This is a genomic window from Agrobacterium sp. 10MFCol1.1, from assembly GCF_000381165.1.
Taxonomy (GTDB): domain Bacteria; phylum Pseudomonadota; class Alphaproteobacteria; order Rhizobiales; family Rhizobiaceae; genus Agrobacterium; species Agrobacterium tumefaciens.
Genome location: NZ_KB906076.1, coordinates 123,204 through 138,842 on the forward strand (window position 1 = coordinate 123,204; position 15,639 = coordinate 138,842).

A 15,639-nucleotide genomic window follows, 5' to 3' on the forward strand; every position below is an offset into this window, starting at 1 on the left:
GAAAGTGGTCTTGCTGGCGAAGCCCTCGCCTTGGCTGCGGATGAAGATCGGTAATCTGTCCATTGCTACCCCGTCCCGCCTTCGGTCTGCCGGGCCGAGGGTCTCGCGCAAGGGCTTCGCCCTCCTTCACGTTGTTACGGCGCGTTCCGCGTGCGCTCATCCCTGATCTGCCCGGCTTTTGACCGACGTGACGGGGTCGCGATGGTCGCGAGCTCCGAAAACGGAGGTTCAAGGATATGAAAAGAAAAGGGCAGGGCGAGCGCGCCGATCTCTATGCGCGGATCACCGACATGATCGTTGCGGATCTGGAAAAAGGCGTCCGTCCGTGGATGAAGCCCTGGTCGGCCGCAAATACGACCGGACGGATCACCCGGCCGCTGCGCCACAACGGCGAAGCCTATAGCGGTCTCAACGTGCTGCTGTTGTGGTCGGAGAGCACAGCGAGGGGCTATGTCTCGCCGACATGGATGACGTTCAAACAGGCCTTGCAGCTGGATGGAGCTGTTCGCAAGGGCGAGACCGGAACGACGGTCATCTATGCAAGCCGCTTCACCAAGTCGGAGACCGACAGTAATGGCGGCGAGGTGGAGCGCGATATTCCGTTCCTTAAATCGTACACGGTGTTCAACGTAGCGCAGATCGACGGCCTGCCTGACCACTATCATGGCGTACCCGAACCGCTCCTGAGCCCGATCGAGCGCATCGGTCACGCCGACGAGTTCTTCCGCAATACCGGCGCAGTCATTCGGCACGGCGGCAACCAGGCATACTATTCTCCGGCCATGGACTATATCCAGATGCCACCGTTCGAAGCCTTCCGCGATGCCGCCGGGTATGCGGCAGTCCTCAGCCATGAGGCGACCCACTGGACGGCGGCAGAACATCGCGTGGGACGCGACCTGTCGCGCTATGCCAAGGACCGGACGGAGCGAGCGCGGGAAGAACTCATTGCCGAACTTGGCAGTTGCTTCCTCTGCGCTGACCTCGGTATCGCGCCGGAACTTGAGCCGCGGCCGGATCACGCGTCCTATCTGCAGTCATGGCTCTCGGTGCTGGCCAACGACAAACGGGCAATTTTCCAGGCGGCCGCGCATGCGCAGCGGGCGGTCAATTATCTCCACGGTCTTCAGCCAAGGGCGGATGCCTGCGCGACGAGGGAGGCAGTGTAATAGCGCCCCTCTCTTTTTAGAGCGTCCTTTGGTACTGCTCCCAAAATCTGAATCCGGGCAGCGCGGATTGACCGTTCGGGAGGAAAGCGAAGGCGATCTTGTTCCGTGCGGGCGCGAGCCAGTTTTGCTGCGACTGGCCCTTATGCGTCCTGCATCAGCAACAGGTCATTCTTGCGGATACGAGCAAGCATGGGCGACATGTGCCAGATTGAAAACCGGAGCCGCCATCGAGAAGGAAAGTTCGGCGACGCTCACCGGACTTGTCGCATTGGCCCGGCAATGCCCAAACGATCGATGTGGCCATTGCTGCCATCCATTCGGGCATAGGAAGTGGGCGCGGCCAACGCGGCCTCGATTTGACATGTCCGATCGAAGATCGGCTGCGCCTCGATCGTTCTCCCGCAACGGCATCGCCCCCTTTCTTCCCCTGCGACCTGCGTTCGCATTCCTCGCGGTCCAAGAAAGCCGTCTCCCGCCGCCCTCCATTGCATTCCGGTCCCTTAAGGATGCGGTCCGATCGTCCCCGATCAAATCGACAGTCATCGAGGACGCGATGGTCGCGGCCCGATCAAACCGAAAGGATCACGACAATGGCAATCATCGGCGAATTCACCACCAACGGCAACACCATCCTCGGCCACGTACGCACTCTGACGGTCTCCATGAAGGCCCGCCTGAACCCGATCGAACGCACATCCCGCGACGCTCCCGACTTCCGGATCATGTCTGGAGCGGCCGAAGTCGGCGCCGCCTGGAGCCAGGTTTCCGGCGACGGAGAGCCCTACATCTCGGTCAAGCTCGACGATCCGAGCTTTCCGGCCCCGATCAATGCGGCACTTTGGCCGACCGAGAGGGAAGGCGACTATACGTTGGTCTGGAACCGCCCGAAGCGCGACGCCTGATCAAAGACGAAGCCCTGCCGGAAACGGCGGGGCTTTTCCCTTGTTCAAACCAACAAGGAACCGGGCATCTAGCCCGCTTCTTCTTCTGGTCGCGATACGGAGAGGCGGGGTCTGCTCAGAGTGACCAATCGTGCCGCGAGCAAATGCCGGCCTCAAGGACTTCGCGTGGCCCCCCGATTTTGCTTCCGCTCCGGTTCCCTGCGCTTCAACAAAACCGGCACCCCACTCGCCGCCTCTGGCGGTCGCCGACGCGATCCCTGACCCCGTCATTTCCTCACGCCCCGCGGCGTCATCTTTCTCAAACGTCAAGGAGATGACGATGCTACTGGAACAACATATCGAAGAACTGCGCGCCGAGATGAACCATTGCCACCCAGACGAGCGTCGCCAGATTGCCGCAGAGCTGGAACTGGCTCTGGCCGAACTGGCAGTTATCATGGCCGAGCAGGACGGTTCCGTTGACGCCGTGCCGCCCTTCTGAGGGTGGCATACACCCGCAATGCTGCCACCACCGTCCGATTGCCATCGAGATCGAGATCAGCTTAAGCGTGATGGCAAGCAGCGCCGATGACGCTGCGCCGTCTGCCTTTGGCGGCTCCCCCCTGATGACCCCGCTTACCGCGGTGCGGCTCACTTGTTCAGCACATCTTTCAGTGCTTTGGCAGGCTGAAACGTAAGCTTCTTCGCAGCGGCAACCTTGATGGTGGCGCCGGTTGCCGGATTGCGAGCCTCACGCTCCGGGGTATCCTTGATCTTGAACTTGCCGAATCCCGGGATAGATGTTTCCGCTCCGGACGTGGCTGCCGTCGTGATCGACGCGAAGACGGTTTCGACGATCGATTTCGCCTGGGCTTTGGTCAGGTTCTGTTCGGATGCGATCTTTTCGGCGATTTCATTAGTTGTGGTCATGACGGTTTCCTCGTTGAAGACGGGAAAACCCTTTCAGGCGATCGTTACGTTGTCATGCGGCGTTGTCCTTAAAGTGGCGCTCCTGCAGGGGTTTCCACAGCTTCTTGCCGGTTGATAGCCCCTTTTGCGCTTCTGCAGTACCAGTTCGAGGAAGCGCGATATCGCATCATTCTCATTGCCGAACACCTCGGTCATCTCCCCGCCAGCCTTGCCGATCCGTCCCCAGCTTCGCACGACGGCTATTTCGCCAAAAAGGGTTGGCCGGATCGCGAGCGCGTAATATCGGGCCATGTTCCTGTTGGCGTCGATCCTCTGGCAATAAAGCTGGTAGTGGTGTGTTCCCATCCCCGCATGATCGGCGATGCTCGCGATCTGGTCCAACGAGACTTATGAATCGAAAGGTCGCTTCCGATTCATTTCTGTGATGGATGCCTGTTGCGGTTTCGGCAGTGTCCGATCATCCTCACGGGATCAAGCTTCCCGGTCTGAACGATACGCCCGGGCGCGATCGTCGAGGTGAGCACAGCCGGTAAATCAGATGGCGAGCTGTCTTCGCTTCCAATCGTCAGTCGGTCCATGTTCAGGTATCGCATGTTTTCGAAAAAGGAGGATCAAATGGCACCCTTTGAGGAAGCGGCGGCCGCGACGACTACGATACAGGAGCATCTGTCATCTACGCTGGAGAGGCACTAGGACGGGTTGAGCTAGCACATCGTCAATTCTTCGGTGTCCATGCCCATCCTTCAACGAGACACAACGACCTGATCGAAGCGCTAGAAGGCGATCGACGCGGCACTGGCGCTGATGAAGGCAACGAAATGGCCAATAGAAGCCGAATACGGTCCGCAAGAAAACGCCTGAGCCGTCAAGGTCCCAGCTTGGCAAACCTGTTGGGCCTGGCGTGCATATCCATGTCCTTCCGCCTGAAATAGATCGCCCGTCCGCAGCGGATCGGACTGTGGCCCTGGACGATAATGATCTGCTCGTCCTTGCGCATCGATTGGGTGATTTCGTGCGGCATAATGAGCGGCCGGCGCTGGAAATTGATGCTTTCGGATTTACGCGATGCACTGTTTTTCGCACCCCAGCCGAGATTGCGAGAACTGCCTTTGACTTCGACAGTCATTTCTCCACATTGGGCTGAGACGTTGCGGGCGGTATCCAGTGCCTTGATTGCTGCGTAGCTCGCGAAAGCGCAGCCGTCGATCCATGAGACCGCGCCGTCCTTTCCGAAGTGCCGTTCCAGTTGCCCGACGGACTGGTACATCAGCATCATGCTGACGCCATACTTGCGACCGCGATCGCGAGCCTCTTCAAGCACGCGCATGTAGCCAAGCAGATCGACTTCGTCCAAAATGAACAACGCTCGCCTCGTGAACGCACCATCCGCTTCGATCATCGCGTTGATCAGCGAGCCGATGATCACCCGACCGATACCGGGATAGGACCGCAGGATCGATGCGGGGATATTGATTCTTGCGACGCGGATCCAACCGCGTCGTAGATAACCTTCACGCCGAATTCTTTTTCGAAGGGCTCGATGATCCGATCCCGGATGATATCTTCGTAAGGTCCACCATAGCTGTTGACGATCAACTGCTCTGCGTCTGCAGATCTGACCAGGCCGGTTGCAGCTACAAATGTAACAAACAGGATTCCACGTTTCATCGTTCGCCCTCGTAATGGATTGATTTTTCGCAATTTGCTGGCAGACATTGGCTACGCTGCCGCGCCAAATCCAATATTAGTTTTTTATTATTGATCGTATTTCGCGAATAATTGCGTTTCCGACATGCCGGGATTTGAGCAAGACCGAGAGGCAGTCACACCTGTTCTCCGCGGACGGAATTCCGGTGCGCTCAGAAATTCCTGGAATTTTGAAGGCTGGTGGCAACTGAAGAGAGAAGACCGGGGACGCCTTGCGAAGATCGCAAAAAAGACCAAACCAGAAACGATAATGGTCATCCTTACCGTCGCCACGTGCTTCGATGGCGCACCATGCCGCTGCTGTCGCAGCATAAACCCCATACTGATCACGCATCACCTCAAAGGCGACAGCGGCGTGTATTCCGTCGCAGGTTTCTACACGTACGAACGGCAAGGACGGCGTTGCAAAAGATTGTTCCGACATGACGACTCTCCAATGAGAGTCCGGCCGAGTTTAGAAGTTGCTTGTGGCCGGACATTGCCTTGGCGACCCTCGCCGTCCGGATGCACACCGCCTGTCATGTTTCCACAGCATAGGACAATTCTTCAACAGGGTGAAGCCTGTATGCGCCTGTCATGTGAGCCAAAGTGATCGGATGCCCGCGACTGACATGGATACTTCAAAGTTTTGAGGAGTTTTGCCTCGGAAGGCTACGGCGAGTGTTTTTTGTGTCGGGTGCCATCTCACGCTCGGAACGGGAGGGGGGAGACGCCAGAGGGGAGGGCGACTTTACAGGCAGAAACGGTGCGGTCGTTTAGGCTGCGCGTCGAATATCGGTATCTAAACCGGTTGAGATCCGCCAGCATATCGGTCCATATAGGACGAAGCAGAGATCGAAGAGCCATGGTCCTTTCACTTTCCGGCATCAAGAAATCCTACCAGACAGCCGAAGGCATTATCCCGGTCCTGAACGGCGTCGACCTTTCACTTGAAGCCGGCGAAAGTCTTGCCCTGACGGGGGAATCCGGCAGCGGAAAGAGTACGCTTTTGCATCTGGCCGGCGGCCTTGATTTGCCCGACAGTGGCATCATCACGGTGAGGGGTCGGAAAATAACCGATCTCGACGAGGCCGGTCGAGCGAGCTTCCGACGCCGGGAGGTGGGCTTAATCTTCCAGCAGTTCAATCTCATTCCGAGCCTCGATGTCGGATCCAATATCTCGTTTCACGCCCGGCTGGCGGGCCGTTTCGACCCGGTCTGGGAAAAAAGCCTGGTCGAGGCGCTGGGGATCGGAGAGCTGCTTGCACGCTATCCCGAACAGCTCTCCGGCGGTCAGCAGCAAAGGGTGGCGATCGGACGTACGCTTGCGGCAAGACCGCCCCTCATTCTTGCCGATGAGCCGACAGGTAATCTCGACGAGGCGACGGCTGATATCGTCATCGATATTATGTTGAGACTGACAAAGTCCGCGCAGATCACACTCCTCCTGGTGACCCATTCCAGCCGGCTGGCGGTAAAACTCGATCGGCGTATCGCGCTGAGCGGCGGGAAGGTTTCGCAATGAACTGGACCGCCTTCCGGGCGCTGCTCTCACACTGGCGCTACCGACCGCTTCAGCTTCTCACCCTCATTGTCGGCGTCACGCTTGCAACCGGCCTCTGGTGCGCGGTCCAGGCAATCAATGCCGAAGCCAGAGCAAGTTATGACCGGGCGGCCTCGGTCCTGGCGCAAAACCAGCTGGATCAACTGGTGGCAAAGGACGGCGGCAGAATTTCCTCGCAAACATATGCCCGGCTTCGAAGGGCAGGTTTGCACGTCTCTCCGATCATTGAAGGCGATTACAGGTTTGGTACGACGCGTATCAGGCTTATCGGCATCGACCCCCTGACCATGCCGTCCGACGGAATGGTGCCTGCACCATCTGATCCGTCCGGGCTGGTGGAATTCATCCAGACGCCCGGACAGATGATCGTTTCTGCTGCAACGGCTGCCACATTGAAAGATACCTCTGGCCTTTCCCTTAAGGCACGAGCGGATCTCCCCGACGGCGCGGCATTTGTCGATATTTCCACGGCTGACCGCCTGTTGAAACGCAATGGTGAACTGAGCCGGCTTATCGTTTCGCCATCGCAAGACCCCGATCTTCCGACGATCGGAAACATAGCCCCTGAACTTTCCCTCGAACAGGCACAAAGCAGGCCCGACGTCGCAAGCCTCACGGACAGTTTTCATCTCAACCTGACGGCTTTTGGTTTTCTTGCCTTCGTTGTCGGTCTCTTCATCGTTTATTCCGCAACGGGCCTGTCGTTCGAGCAACGGCGTGGCACGTTCAGGACCATTCGGTCGCTCGGGGTCTCGCTTCGCTCCCTGACCACGATGCTGGTTATCGAAACCGCGCTCTTTGCGCTGGTATCTGGAGCGCTGGGCATTGTTGTCGGCTACGTTGTCGCATCGGCTCTATTGCCGGGCGTGGCCGCGACCCTGCGTGGTCTTTACGGGGCCAGTGTTGCCGGTTCACTCTCGCTGCGGCCTGAATGGTGGATCGCCGGCCTTGCAATGGCGCTGGTGGGGACCGGGCTTTCCTCGCTTCAACATCTCCTCCGCGTCCGGCGGATGCCGATACTGTCCACGGCACAGGGCAGGGCGTGGGCGATGGTGTCCACGAAAAGCCTCCTCCATCAGGCGGCCGCCGGGATGGTTATGCTTTTTGTATCCGGCGCGCTTGTGCTGCTGGGCGGCGGTCTCATTTCAGGTTTCGCAGTGCTTGCAGCGCTTCTTCTGGGCGCTGCACTCATTCTTCCAATATTGTTGGCACTGTGCATGAGAGTGGCCGAACACATCTCCGGACACGGACTGACCCGCTGGTTTTTCGCCGATACGCGCCAGCAGCTGCCGGGTCTTTCCCTGGCGCTGATGGCATTGCTGCTCGCTTTGTCGGCCAATATCGGGGTCGGCACCATGGTCTCAAGCTTCAGGCAAACCTTTGTGGGATGGCTCGATCAGCGCCTGGCCGCAGAGGTCTATGTGACGGCCCGTGACGAGGCTGAAGCTGCGCGTCTGCGGCAGTGGTTTCCACACCATGCAAGGGCGGTTCTACCCATCTGGAGTACGGAAGGGGAAATTTCGGGGCAGAAGGTCCGCATCTTCGGCGTCGCCGATGATGCGACATACAGGGACCATTGGCCGTTGATTTCGGGCGGGCCCGCAACATGGGACGAGATTGCGAGCGGGAAGGGTGCACTGGTCAACGAACAGTTCTGGAGGTCAGGAAAGGCGTCGCCCGGCGCAGAGATAGAAATGCCAGGTGGCTGGAAAGCCCGGGTCGTCGGGGTGTTTTCCGACTATGGCAATCCGAGGGGCGAGATCATCATTGGTCTTGATGCCCTCGTCCAGCACTACCCGGACATTGAAAAGCTGAGATACGGCCTTCGCATGGAGCCAGAGGAGGTTGCGGGCTTCAGACAACGCCTCATGACGGAGTTCGGCCTGCCCGAAGCCAGTATTGTAGACCAGGCCTCGCTGAAACGGCAGTCTGCTGCAATCTTCGAACAGACGTTTGCGGTCACCGGCGCGCTGAATGTGCTCACGCTCGCGGTGGCGGGTTTTGCCATGTTTTCGAGCCAGCTTACGCTCGCTTCACTTCGACTGCCGCAGCTTGCTCCTGTCTGGGCACTTGGACTTCGTCGCCGCGACCTTGCGATGCTGGAGGTCCTGCGAACTCTTGCTCTATGGCTTGTGACATTCATTGCCGCCATTCCTGTCGGGCTGGGACTGGCCTGGGTTTTGCTGGCAATCATCAATGTGGAGGCTTTTGGATGGCGACTGCCGCTGATCCTGTTTCCGCTAGACTGGCTGAGGCTGGGTCTTGTTGCCCTGCTCGCCGCCATCCTTTCGGTCCTGATCCCTGTTCGACGGCTTGCTAAAACCGCGCCGGCCGATCTTCTGAGGATATTCGCCAGTGAACGCTAAAGCCGTCCTCCTGCTCCTTTGCGCTTCATGCACTTCCTTGCCCACGCCGGTCATGGGGCAAGGCTTTGCGGGCCTCGGGTCAAATGCCGAAGGCTTCAGCATTCCCACACGCGGCGTTGAAATCGTCTTTCCAAAAGACCACAAGGCACATCCCGGTTTCAGGATCGAGTGGTGGTACGTTACTGCAAATCTGCAGACGGCCGATGGACAGCGCATGGGCGTCCAATGGACACTCTTTCGTTCTGCGCTTGAACCTGTCGAGCGCCCCGGATGGTCCGACCCTCAAATTTGGATTGGCCACGCAGCCGTGACGACTGCCAGCCGTCACCATGTTGCCGAACGGCTGGCGCGGGGAGGCGTGGGACAGGCGGGGGTCAAAGGCGAACCCTTCGACGCCTGGATTGACAATTGGCAAATGAAGGCAGGGACTGACGATGCACGGGACGACCTCGATCAGATCGATTTGAACGCCAATGGCGAGAGCTTCCGATATCGTCTGAAACTTCAGGCCCACGGGCCTTTGGTGCGTCAGGGGGACAACGGCTACTCGGCTAAATCGGCAGAGGGCCAGGCAAGCTATTATTACTCCCAGCCATTCTACAGTGTCAGCGGCAGCGTCTTTCTTGATGGTGAAGCCCATGAGGTAACGGGCGAGGCGTGGCTCGATCGGGAATGGTCGTCGCAACCGCTAGCCTCGAGCCAGACGGGATGGGACTGGTTTTCCCTTCACCTTGCATCCGGCGAAAAACTCATGGCCTTCCGTCTGCGTGACGACAAAAGCGGCTACATCTCCGCCAACTGGATTTCCGCCGATGGCAGGCCGTCTCCCGTCGATCCGAAAGACGTCTTGCTCAGTCCGTTGCGGACCGCGGATATCAACGGAAAGAGCATTCCGGTCGAATGGAGCGTGAAGATACCCAGCCGTGGCCTAGACATAAAGACGAAGCCGCTGAACGAGAAAGCCTGGATGGCGACGTCAACCCCCTACTGGGAGGGGCCAATAGAGTTTGATGGAAGCACCTCAGGACAAGGTTATCTGGAGATGACCGGATATTAGCCTGTCCCACTGTCCCAGACGAGATATCGGCTGCAACAGGTCCCGAGCTTAAAGACGCCGCCTTATACGGTCCGGCGAGACACCTAGGACACGCTCCGAAGGAGTCGTCTCGAGTTCCTCGATCTAACGATAAGCGTCGTTTCCACTCTTGCCAGGTTTCCCCGGGTCGGGAACGTACATCTGCCTTCTGGCACTGCAATTGCCGAGAAATTATTGGCAAGTTCGTGGAGACACGCACGAGGTTTTCGCACCGTACCGGAGGGCAATGACCTGTGATGACAACCCATTGTTCGGCTTCGTCCCAGCCAGGAATAAGGCAACGCGGTGGATCGTGCATCTGCGGGCCGAGGTCTTTTCCCTTGGTGCTCAATACATCGATGATTTCTTTTATGTTCTCGACCCGAACTGCGCCCGGCGCAGCCATACTCGGCACGGGGCTAGCTGGGGTACCGGTGCACTGGCGCATACAGCAAAGCTGGTCTTGTCGCCATCGACCATACCCCTACAGGCTACGACTAGTCTTTCTGCGATCGGTACCCAAGCTTTTCAGAAAGCGCGTTGGCTGTGGTGCGAAGCTCCTCACCAAGGCTAGCGATTTTTTCGTCGCTGGCTTCGCTGCGGATCAGACTGATTGCAATGCCGGCAGATGCGGCTCCCGAGTAATCGCGTATCGCTGCGCCAATGCAAAGCATACCTTCGCGGATCTGACCATCGTCGATGGAGTAGCCGCGAGCGCGCGTCAGAGCCAGTTCCTCTTCAAGCTGCGAAAGGCCAGCAACGCTCCTTGATGTCAGAGGCTGTGGAAACTGAGAGAACAGCATCCTCAATTCACCGGGCCCCAGATCGGAGAGGAGGATCTTCCCGGTGGCCGTAAATGGCGCCGGCAGACGCATACCGATCCGAAACGTGTGTCCAAGCGGCTGAGCCGAGTTGCGACAGCCGATGTAAACGACTTCGCCACCCTCGCGGACGGTGAGGGTCACCGTGTAGGGATCGAGGTCATGGCGCTGGGCGAGATGGTCGTTGAATGTCGATACGATATCGAGGTGCGACAGAAAGCCGTTCGCCCATCTGAGCGAGTGGGGTCCAATACGCAGGGTTCCATCGGCAGATCGCGCCAGAAGATCAAGCTCAGTCATCACCGCAAGCAAGCCATGCGCGCTGCTTTTGGGCAAATCCAGAAATCGTGTCAGCTCGGCGGCTGTCAGGTCCCGCGGCGAGCCTGCCACAAGATCCAGAATACGCACGGCGCGTCTGAGTGCCGGTACAGTGTCTGATATTTGCGACGATTGTTGATCTTCAGCCATGCACCTTCCTTGACACACTTGGCCGCTTTGGCCCATAGTTCATTCTAATGATTCAAGTTCAATTAGTTGAACTCTAGTGCGGGAGAGGTCGATGATCAAGCTAAAAAATGCGGCGCTGTTGCGTGATGCCTGCCTGGTGAATGGTCGCTGGCTGAAAGCTGCGGATGGCAAGACGATTGCGGTGGAAAATCCCGCCAACTCGATGATCATCGGTCACGTTCCTTCATTGTCGGCAGATGAGGTTGAAGCTGCAGTCGAGTCAGCAGGCAAGGCATTTTCCGAGTGGAGCCGCCGTGCTGCGAAGGACCGCGCTGCCATATTGCGTCGATGGTTTGATCTCATGGTAGCGAACGCTGACGATCTTGGTGCGTTGATGACTGCCGAGCAGGGAAAGCCGTTTGCGGAAGCAAAGGGCGAAGCCCTTTATGCGGCATCTTTCGTGGAATGGTTCGCGGAGGAAGCCAAACGTGTTTATGGTGATACCATTCCTTCGCCGACCACCGACAAGCGCATTACCATCCTGAAGCAGCCGATCGGCGTCTGCGCCGCGATCACGCCATGGAACTTCCCGGCCGCGATGATCACCCGCAAGGCGGCCCCGGCACTTGCCGCAGGCTGCACGATGATCGTCAAACCGGCTGAACAGACGCCACTCACCGCACTTGCTCTGGGTGTTCTCGCCGAAGAAGCGGGCGTTCCCGCCGGTGTCTTCCAGGTGGTGACGGGCGCCGCACGCGATATCGGCAAGGTGTTTACCGAAAGCGACACGGTGCGAAAGATCTCCTTTACCGGATCGACCGAAGTCGGTCGTCTGCTGATGGCGCAATCGGCCCCGACGATCAAGAAACTGTCGCTGGAACTTGGTGGCAATGCGCCGTTCATCGTCTTTGATGATGCCGATCTGGATGCGGCCGTTGAGGGCGCGATCGTGTCGAAATACCGCAATGCCGGACAGACCTGCGTGTGCTCCAACCGGATCTATGTCCAGGATGGTGTTTACGACGCATTCGCGGAAAAGCTGGTCAAAAGGGTCGAAAGCCTGTCCGTCGGTGAGGGCACGGAACCTGGTGTTCTGATCGGTCCACTGATCGACCAGGATGCCGTGGCAAAGGTCGAGGATCACGTTGCTGATGCCATTGGCAAGGGAGCAAAGATCGCCACCGGTGGAAAGCGCCATGCTCTTGGAGGCACATTTTACGAACCAACGGTTCTTACTGGTGCAACTCAGGCCATGAAGGTTGCCCGTGAGGAGACCTTTGGACCCGTCGCCCCGCTCTTTCGGTTCGGGACGGAAGACGAAGCGGTCGCCATGGCGAACGACACCGAATTTGGTCTGGCGGCCTATTTCTACACCGAGAATGTCCGCCGGACATGGCGTGTCGCAGAAGCGCTCGAATACGGCATGGTGGGCCACAATACAGGCCTCATCTCCAACGAAGTCGCACCATTCGGTGGCGTGAAGCAGTCCGGCTTGGGCCGCGAAGGCTCGCACTACGGCATCGATGAATATCTTGAAATCAAATATTTGTGCTCGGCCTTCGGCTGAGATCACGCTGGGAGGATCAGATGACCATCAACCCTTTCGAATTCCGCACCGTTCCCTCCATGCAGGTTGCCTGGGGTGGCGCCCAGCGCCTCGGAGAGATTCTTTCCGGCAGGTTTCAGGCGCGCAAGGCGCTGCTGATTACCGATGCAGGTCTCATCAAGGCCGGCCTCATCAAGCCGATTGCTGACGCTCTTGCGGCGAGCGGCTTTAACGTCACCATCTTCGACAAGGTCGTTGCTGATCCGCCAGAGCACATCGTTGCCGACTGCGTCGAGTCCGCAAGGCAGATCGGAGTCGATATCGTCATCGGTCTTGGCGGGGGCTCATCGCTCGACATCGCCAAGCTTGTGGCTGTCCTTCTGATTTCCGACCAGACGCTTGCCGACATGTACGGGATCGGCAACGTAAAAGGATCACGCCTGCCGCTCGTGCTGGTGCCGACCACGGCCGGTACCGGTTCGGAAGTCACAAACATCTCCATCATCACCACGGGAGAAACCACCAAGATGGGGGTTGTTTCTCCGCAGCTTTACGCTGATTTCGTTCTTCTGGATGCTGAACTGACGGTGGGACTGCCGCAGGTCCATACGGCTGCCACCGGTATCGATGCCATGGTGCATGCCATCGAGGCTTACACCAGCAAACACAAGAAGAACCCGCTATCAGATGCTCTGGCGCGCGAGGCACTACGTCTGCTCGGTGCAAATCTGATCGCCGCCTGCAAGGACGGCACCGACCGGAAAGCCCGTGAAGGCATGCTGTTGGGTGCGACATTGGCAGGTCAGGCTTTCGCCAACTCACCGGTGGCCGCCGTCCACGCGCTCGCTTATCCGCTGGGCGGCCATTATCACGTGCCACACGGGCTTTCCAATGCCCTGATGCTGGGGCCGGTTTTACGCTTTAACGCGAAGGCTGCCGCGTCGCTTTATGCGGAGCTTGCCGACGTGCTGGGTGTTCCGGGTGAAGGGGATGCGGCAACCCGTTCGGATGCGTTCGTTCAGCATATGGAAACGCTGATGGACGAAAGCGGCGCGCCGCGACGTCTGCGCGATGTCGGCGTGACGGACAACACGCTCGCCATGCTTGCGTCCGACGCAATGAAACAGAGCCGTCTGTTGGTCAACAATCCGGTCGAAGTCCGCGAAGAGGATGCGCTTGCGCTCTACCGCGAGGCGTTCTGACCCATTTCTTACAGCAATATCTTCAGTCCCAAGGGAGGAAAACGAGTGACCGATATCAGACTTTACATGCTTCAGTCGGGTACGCTGAAATGCAAGGTACACAACATCAAGATGAACCAGGGGAACGGTGCGGACTATGAGATCCCCGTTCCGTTTTTCCTGATTACCCATCCTGCTGGGCACACCGTGATCGACGGCGGCAACGCGATTGAAGTTGCAACAGATCCGCGTGGCCATTGGGGCGGCATCTGCGATGTCTATTGGCCAGTACTGGACAAGGACCAGGGCTGCGTTGACCAGATCAAGGCGCTTGGTTTCGATCCGGCCGATGTCAAATATGTTGTGCAGTCGCACCTGCATCTCGATCATACCGGCGCCATCGGTCGCTTCCCCAACGCAACCCACATCGTGCAGCGCTCTGAATATGAATATGCCTTTACGCCCGACTGGTTTGCTGGCGGCGGCTATATCCGCAAGGACTTCGACAAGCCGGGTCTGAAGTGGCAGTTCCTCAACGGTGCGCAGGACGATTATTACGATGTTTACGGCGACGGCACGCTCACCACGATCTTCACGCCCGGTCATGCGCCCGGCCACCAGTCCTTCCTGGTGCGCCTGCCAAACAGCAAACCGCTTCTCCTGACGATCGATGCTGCCTACACACTGGACCACTGGGAAGAGAAGGCTTTGCCTGGCTTCCTTGCCTCGACCGTTGACACGGTCCGTTCTGTTCAGAAGCTCCGCACCTATGCCGAAAAGCATGATGCAACAGTCGTCACCGGCCATGACCCTGACGCCTGGGCGAACTTCAAGAAGGCTCCCGAATTTTACGCGTAAATAGAACGCGCAAGTCAACGGCCAGATACGGCGAGGTTGCATGCAATCTCGCCGATTTTTATCATATGAGCCAAAGGCACCGAGCCGAGCGGGACCGTGTATTTCGGCGCATCGACCTTTTCGGGATATACGGCTTCGTTCAGGTCGCTCTTGTTGTCGCTTCAAGGCCTGAAAGCTATCCTCTAGCTGTGCGAGTGTGCTCATACGACGTTTTTCGCCCCGGCGTTACGTTGAGCCATCGGGGTTCGGGCTGACAATTAGGTAATACCGGATGGCTTATAGTAAACTTGTCTCTTTGATCCAAACTGTCTGCAAATCGAGCAGATTATGGCGCTCACTTAGCGTTCCCCACGTGTCGGGCCAGCCATGCTCCCCAAAACAGGCTTGCAAAAAACCGAAGCGGTTCGTTGAAACCAACGCCTTCCAGCAATGAAATGACCTCGTCTTCCGATCGGGGTGGCTCCGCACCCTGCAGAATCTTGCCCATTTTGGCCTGGACCTCTTCTGGCCCGGCGCCGTTCATACGCCAGCGTGCTGCCCATGCTGCCATGAGCAGGGGCTGCGACGCATACGCCCGATAATTCCCCGCCACAATCAGGGGCGCGTCAGGATACAGCCGCATTGCAATCTGCGCCAGAACATCCTGCTTTGCGGCGTTCCCTGGCAAATGGTGCAGCACGCCGATCATGATTGCGGCGTCAAACGATGGAGCTCTATCCAGATCGGAGACGGTTCCGAGGACGGTCTCCACCCGGTCAGACACTTCGGCCCTGACCAGATGATCGCGTGCAAGGTTGAGCATCGGTGCTGAAGGATCGACGGCGACAAAGGACCATTGCGGTTCCAGCCGAGCGGCGGCGATGATTTCGCCCGCCGTACCGCCGGCCCCGACAACCAGAACCCGTGCCCCCGTTCCTTCGCCCAGAGCTGCCGACAGCATGCAGGCGGAATGCTCGTGGCAGGCGTCATATCCGGCCAGCGCTATCCTGCTCTGTCGTGCGTATTCCCCTGCGCGGGAGGCGTCAAATTTGGCTGCAGAATCCTGTGTCATGCTGTCTCTTGTCTGTTTAGACGTGCTGGCGTGCTTCGCTCAGGGAGGATACAAGATTTGCGAT

General features: G+C 58.3%; 14 protein-coding genes and 2 pseudogenes. 9 read left to right on the plus strand and 7 right to left on the minus strand.

All coding sequences use genetic code 11. The annotated features are described in order from the left end of the window. Window positions 1-236 precede the first annotated feature (236 nt). From F617_RS0113960 to F617_RS28720, 3 genes are all read left to right on the plus strand, one after another. A complete protein-coding gene (locus F617_RS0113960; protein ID WP_019565693.1) occupies window positions 237-1,169 on the plus strand; it encodes an ArdC family protein in 933 nt (310 codons plus the stop codon). Window positions 1,170-1,759: 590 nt separating this feature from the next. Further along, window positions 1,760-2,071 carry a DUF736 domain-containing protein gene (locus F617_RS28715; protein WP_003517402.1) on the plus strand — a complete coding sequence of 104 codons (312 nt, stop codon included), beginning with the start codon at window positions 1,760-1,762 and terminating at the stop codon, window positions 2,069-2,071. Window positions 2,072-2,390: 319 nt separating this feature from the next. After that, complete coding sequence (locus F617_RS28720) at window positions 2,391-2,552, plus strand: hypothetical protein (RefSeq protein WP_019565695.1); 162 nt, start codon at window positions 2,391-2,393, stop codon at window positions 2,550-2,552. Between the two features lie 149 nt (window positions 2,553-2,701). On the opposite strand, the gene F617_RS0113980 is transcribed toward F617_RS28720, so the two are convergent. The 5 genes and pseudogenes from F617_RS0113980 to F617_RS27055 all read right to left on the minus strand — a co-directional run bounded on the left by F617_RS0113980 (window position 2,702) and on the right by F617_RS27055 (window position 5,111). Then, a complete protein-coding gene (locus tag F617_RS0113980; protein WP_003517400.1) occupies window positions 2,702-2,980 on the minus strand; it encodes an HU family DNA-binding protein in 279 nt (92 codons plus the stop codon). Between the two features lie 33 nt (window positions 2,981-3,013). After that, entirely contained in the window at window positions 3,014-3,325 is a 312-nt protein-coding gene (locus F617_RS0113985) for a WGR domain-containing protein (protein ID WP_026330849.1), read from the minus strand. Window positions 3,326-3,845: 520 nt separating this feature from the next. Next, a pseudogene (locus tag F617_RS0113995) lies at window positions 3,846-4,454 on the minus strand (type IV secretory system conjugative DNA transfer family protein); the annotation flags it as partial. After that, window positions 4,454-4,648: pseudogene (locus tag F617_RS0114000) on the minus strand (ABC transporter substrate-binding protein); the annotation flags it as partial. The pseudogenes F617_RS0114000 and F617_RS0113995, both read right to left, overlap by 1 nt. Before the next feature lie 76 nt (window positions 4,649-4,724). Further along, window positions 4,725-5,111, minus strand: a complete 387-nt coding sequence (locus tag F617_RS27055; RefSeq protein ID WP_034502139.1) for a hypothetical protein — start codon at window positions 5,109-5,111, stop codon at window positions 4,725-4,727. A 420-nt stretch (window positions 5,112-5,531) separates the two neighbouring features. On the opposite strand from F617_RS27055, the gene F617_RS0114005 reads away from it, so the two are divergent. The 3 genes from F617_RS0114005 to F617_RS0114015 are packed head-to-tail and all read left to right on the plus strand — an operon-like array spanning window position 5,532 to window position 9,653. Further along, window positions 5,532-6,191, plus strand: coding sequence for an ABC transporter ATP-binding protein (locus F617_RS0114005; protein WP_019565700.1), 660 nt, complete (start codon window positions 5,532-5,534; stop codon window positions 6,189-6,191). Then, window positions 6,188-8,596 (plus strand): ABC transporter permease, encoded by a 2,409-nt coding sequence (locus F617_RS28725; RefSeq protein WP_019565701.1) that lies wholly within the window; start codon window positions 6,188-6,190, stop codon window positions 8,594-8,596. Before F617_RS0114005 ends, F617_RS28725 begins: the two co-directional genes overlap by 4 nt. Beyond that, window positions 8,586-9,653 (plus strand): lipocalin-like domain-containing protein, encoded by a 1,068-nt coding sequence (locus tag F617_RS0114015; RefSeq protein WP_019565702.1) that lies wholly within the window; start codon window positions 8,586-8,588, stop codon window positions 9,651-9,653. Before F617_RS28725 ends, F617_RS0114015 begins: the two co-directional genes overlap by 11 nt. 515 nt (window positions 9,654-10,168) lie before the next feature. Here the strand turns inward: F617_RS0114015 and blcR are convergent. Beyond that, entirely contained in the window at window positions 10,169-10,996 is an 828-nt protein-coding gene (gene blcR, locus F617_RS0114020; RefSeq protein WP_081626729.1) for an IclR family transcriptional regulator BlcR, read from the minus strand. A gap of 55 nt (window positions 10,997-11,051) precedes the next feature. On the opposite strand from blcR, the gene F617_RS0114025 reads away from it, so the two are divergent. From F617_RS0114025 to attM, 3 genes are read left to right on the plus strand one after another with little or no spacing between them, the layout of a single operon-like run. After that, on the plus strand, window positions 11,052-12,506 hold the full coding sequence (locus F617_RS0114025) for an NAD-dependent succinate-semialdehyde dehydrogenase (RefSeq protein WP_019565704.1): 1,455 nt from the start codon (window positions 11,052-11,054) through the stop codon (window positions 12,504-12,506). A gap of 20 nt (window positions 12,507-12,526) precedes the next feature. Continuing rightward, complete coding sequence (locus F617_RS0114030) at window positions 12,527-13,687, plus strand: iron-containing alcohol dehydrogenase (protein ID WP_019565705.1); 1,161 nt, start codon at window positions 12,527-12,529, stop codon at window positions 13,685-13,687. 45 nt (window positions 13,688-13,732) lie between these two features. Further along, entirely contained in the window at window positions 13,733-14,524 is a 792-nt protein-coding gene (attM, locus tag F617_RS0114035; RefSeq protein ID WP_019565706.1) for an N-acyl homoserine lactonase AttM, read from the plus strand. A gap of 334 nt (window positions 14,525-14,858) precedes the next feature. Here attM and F617_RS0114040 read toward each other — a convergent pair whose 3' ends face one another. Then, window positions 14,859-15,575 (minus strand): class I SAM-dependent methyltransferase, encoded by a 717-nt coding sequence (locus F617_RS0114040; protein WP_019565707.1) that lies wholly within the window; start codon window positions 15,573-15,575, stop codon window positions 14,859-14,861. Window positions 15,576-15,639: the final 64 nt, after the last annotated feature.

Coding starts and splice junctions, on each gene's coding strand:
- F617_RS0113960 (WP_019565693.1), top strand. CDS start 237: ATGAAAAGAAAAGGGCAGGGCGAGCGCGCCGATCTCTATGCGCGGATC.
- F617_RS0113985 (WP_026330849.1), bottom strand. CDS start 3,325: ATGGGAACACACCACTACCAGCTTTATTGCCAGAGGATCGACGCCAAC.
- F617_RS0114040 (WP_019565707.1), bottom strand. CDS start 15,575: ATGACACAGGATTCTGCAGCCAAATTTGACGCCTCCCGCGCAGGGGAA.
- F617_RS0114005 (WP_019565700.1), top strand. CDS start 5,532: ATGGTCCTTTCACTTTCCGGCATCAAGAAATCCTACCAGACAGCCGAA.
- F617_RS28720 (WP_019565695.1), top strand. CDS start 2,391: ATGCTACTGGAACAACATATCGAAGAACTGCGCGCCGAGATGAACCAT.
- F617_RS0113980 (WP_003517400.1), bottom strand. CDS start 2,980: ATGACCACAACTAATGAAATCGCCGAAAAGATCGCATCCGAACAGAAC.
- F617_RS0114025 (WP_019565704.1), top strand. CDS start 11,052: ATGATCAAGCTAAAAAATGCGGCGCTGTTGCGTGATGCCTGCCTGGTG.
- F617_RS28725 (WP_019565701.1), top strand. CDS start 6,188: ATGAACTGGACCGCCTTCCGGGCGCTGCTCTCACACTGGCGCTACCGA.
- F617_RS0114030 (WP_019565705.1), top strand. CDS start 12,527: ATGACCATCAACCCTTTCGAATTCCGCACCGTTCCCTCCATGCAGGTT.
- F617_RS28715 (WP_003517402.1), top strand. CDS start 1,760: ATGGCAATCATCGGCGAATTCACCACCAACGGCAACACCATCCTCGGC.
- F617_RS27055 (WP_034502139.1), bottom strand. CDS start 5,111: ATGTCGGAACAATCTTTTGCAACGCCGTCCTTGCCGTTCGTACGTGTA.
- blcR (WP_081626729.1), bottom strand. CDS start 10,996: ATGGGCCAAAGCGGCCAAGTGTGTCAAGGAAGGTGCATGGCTGAAGAT.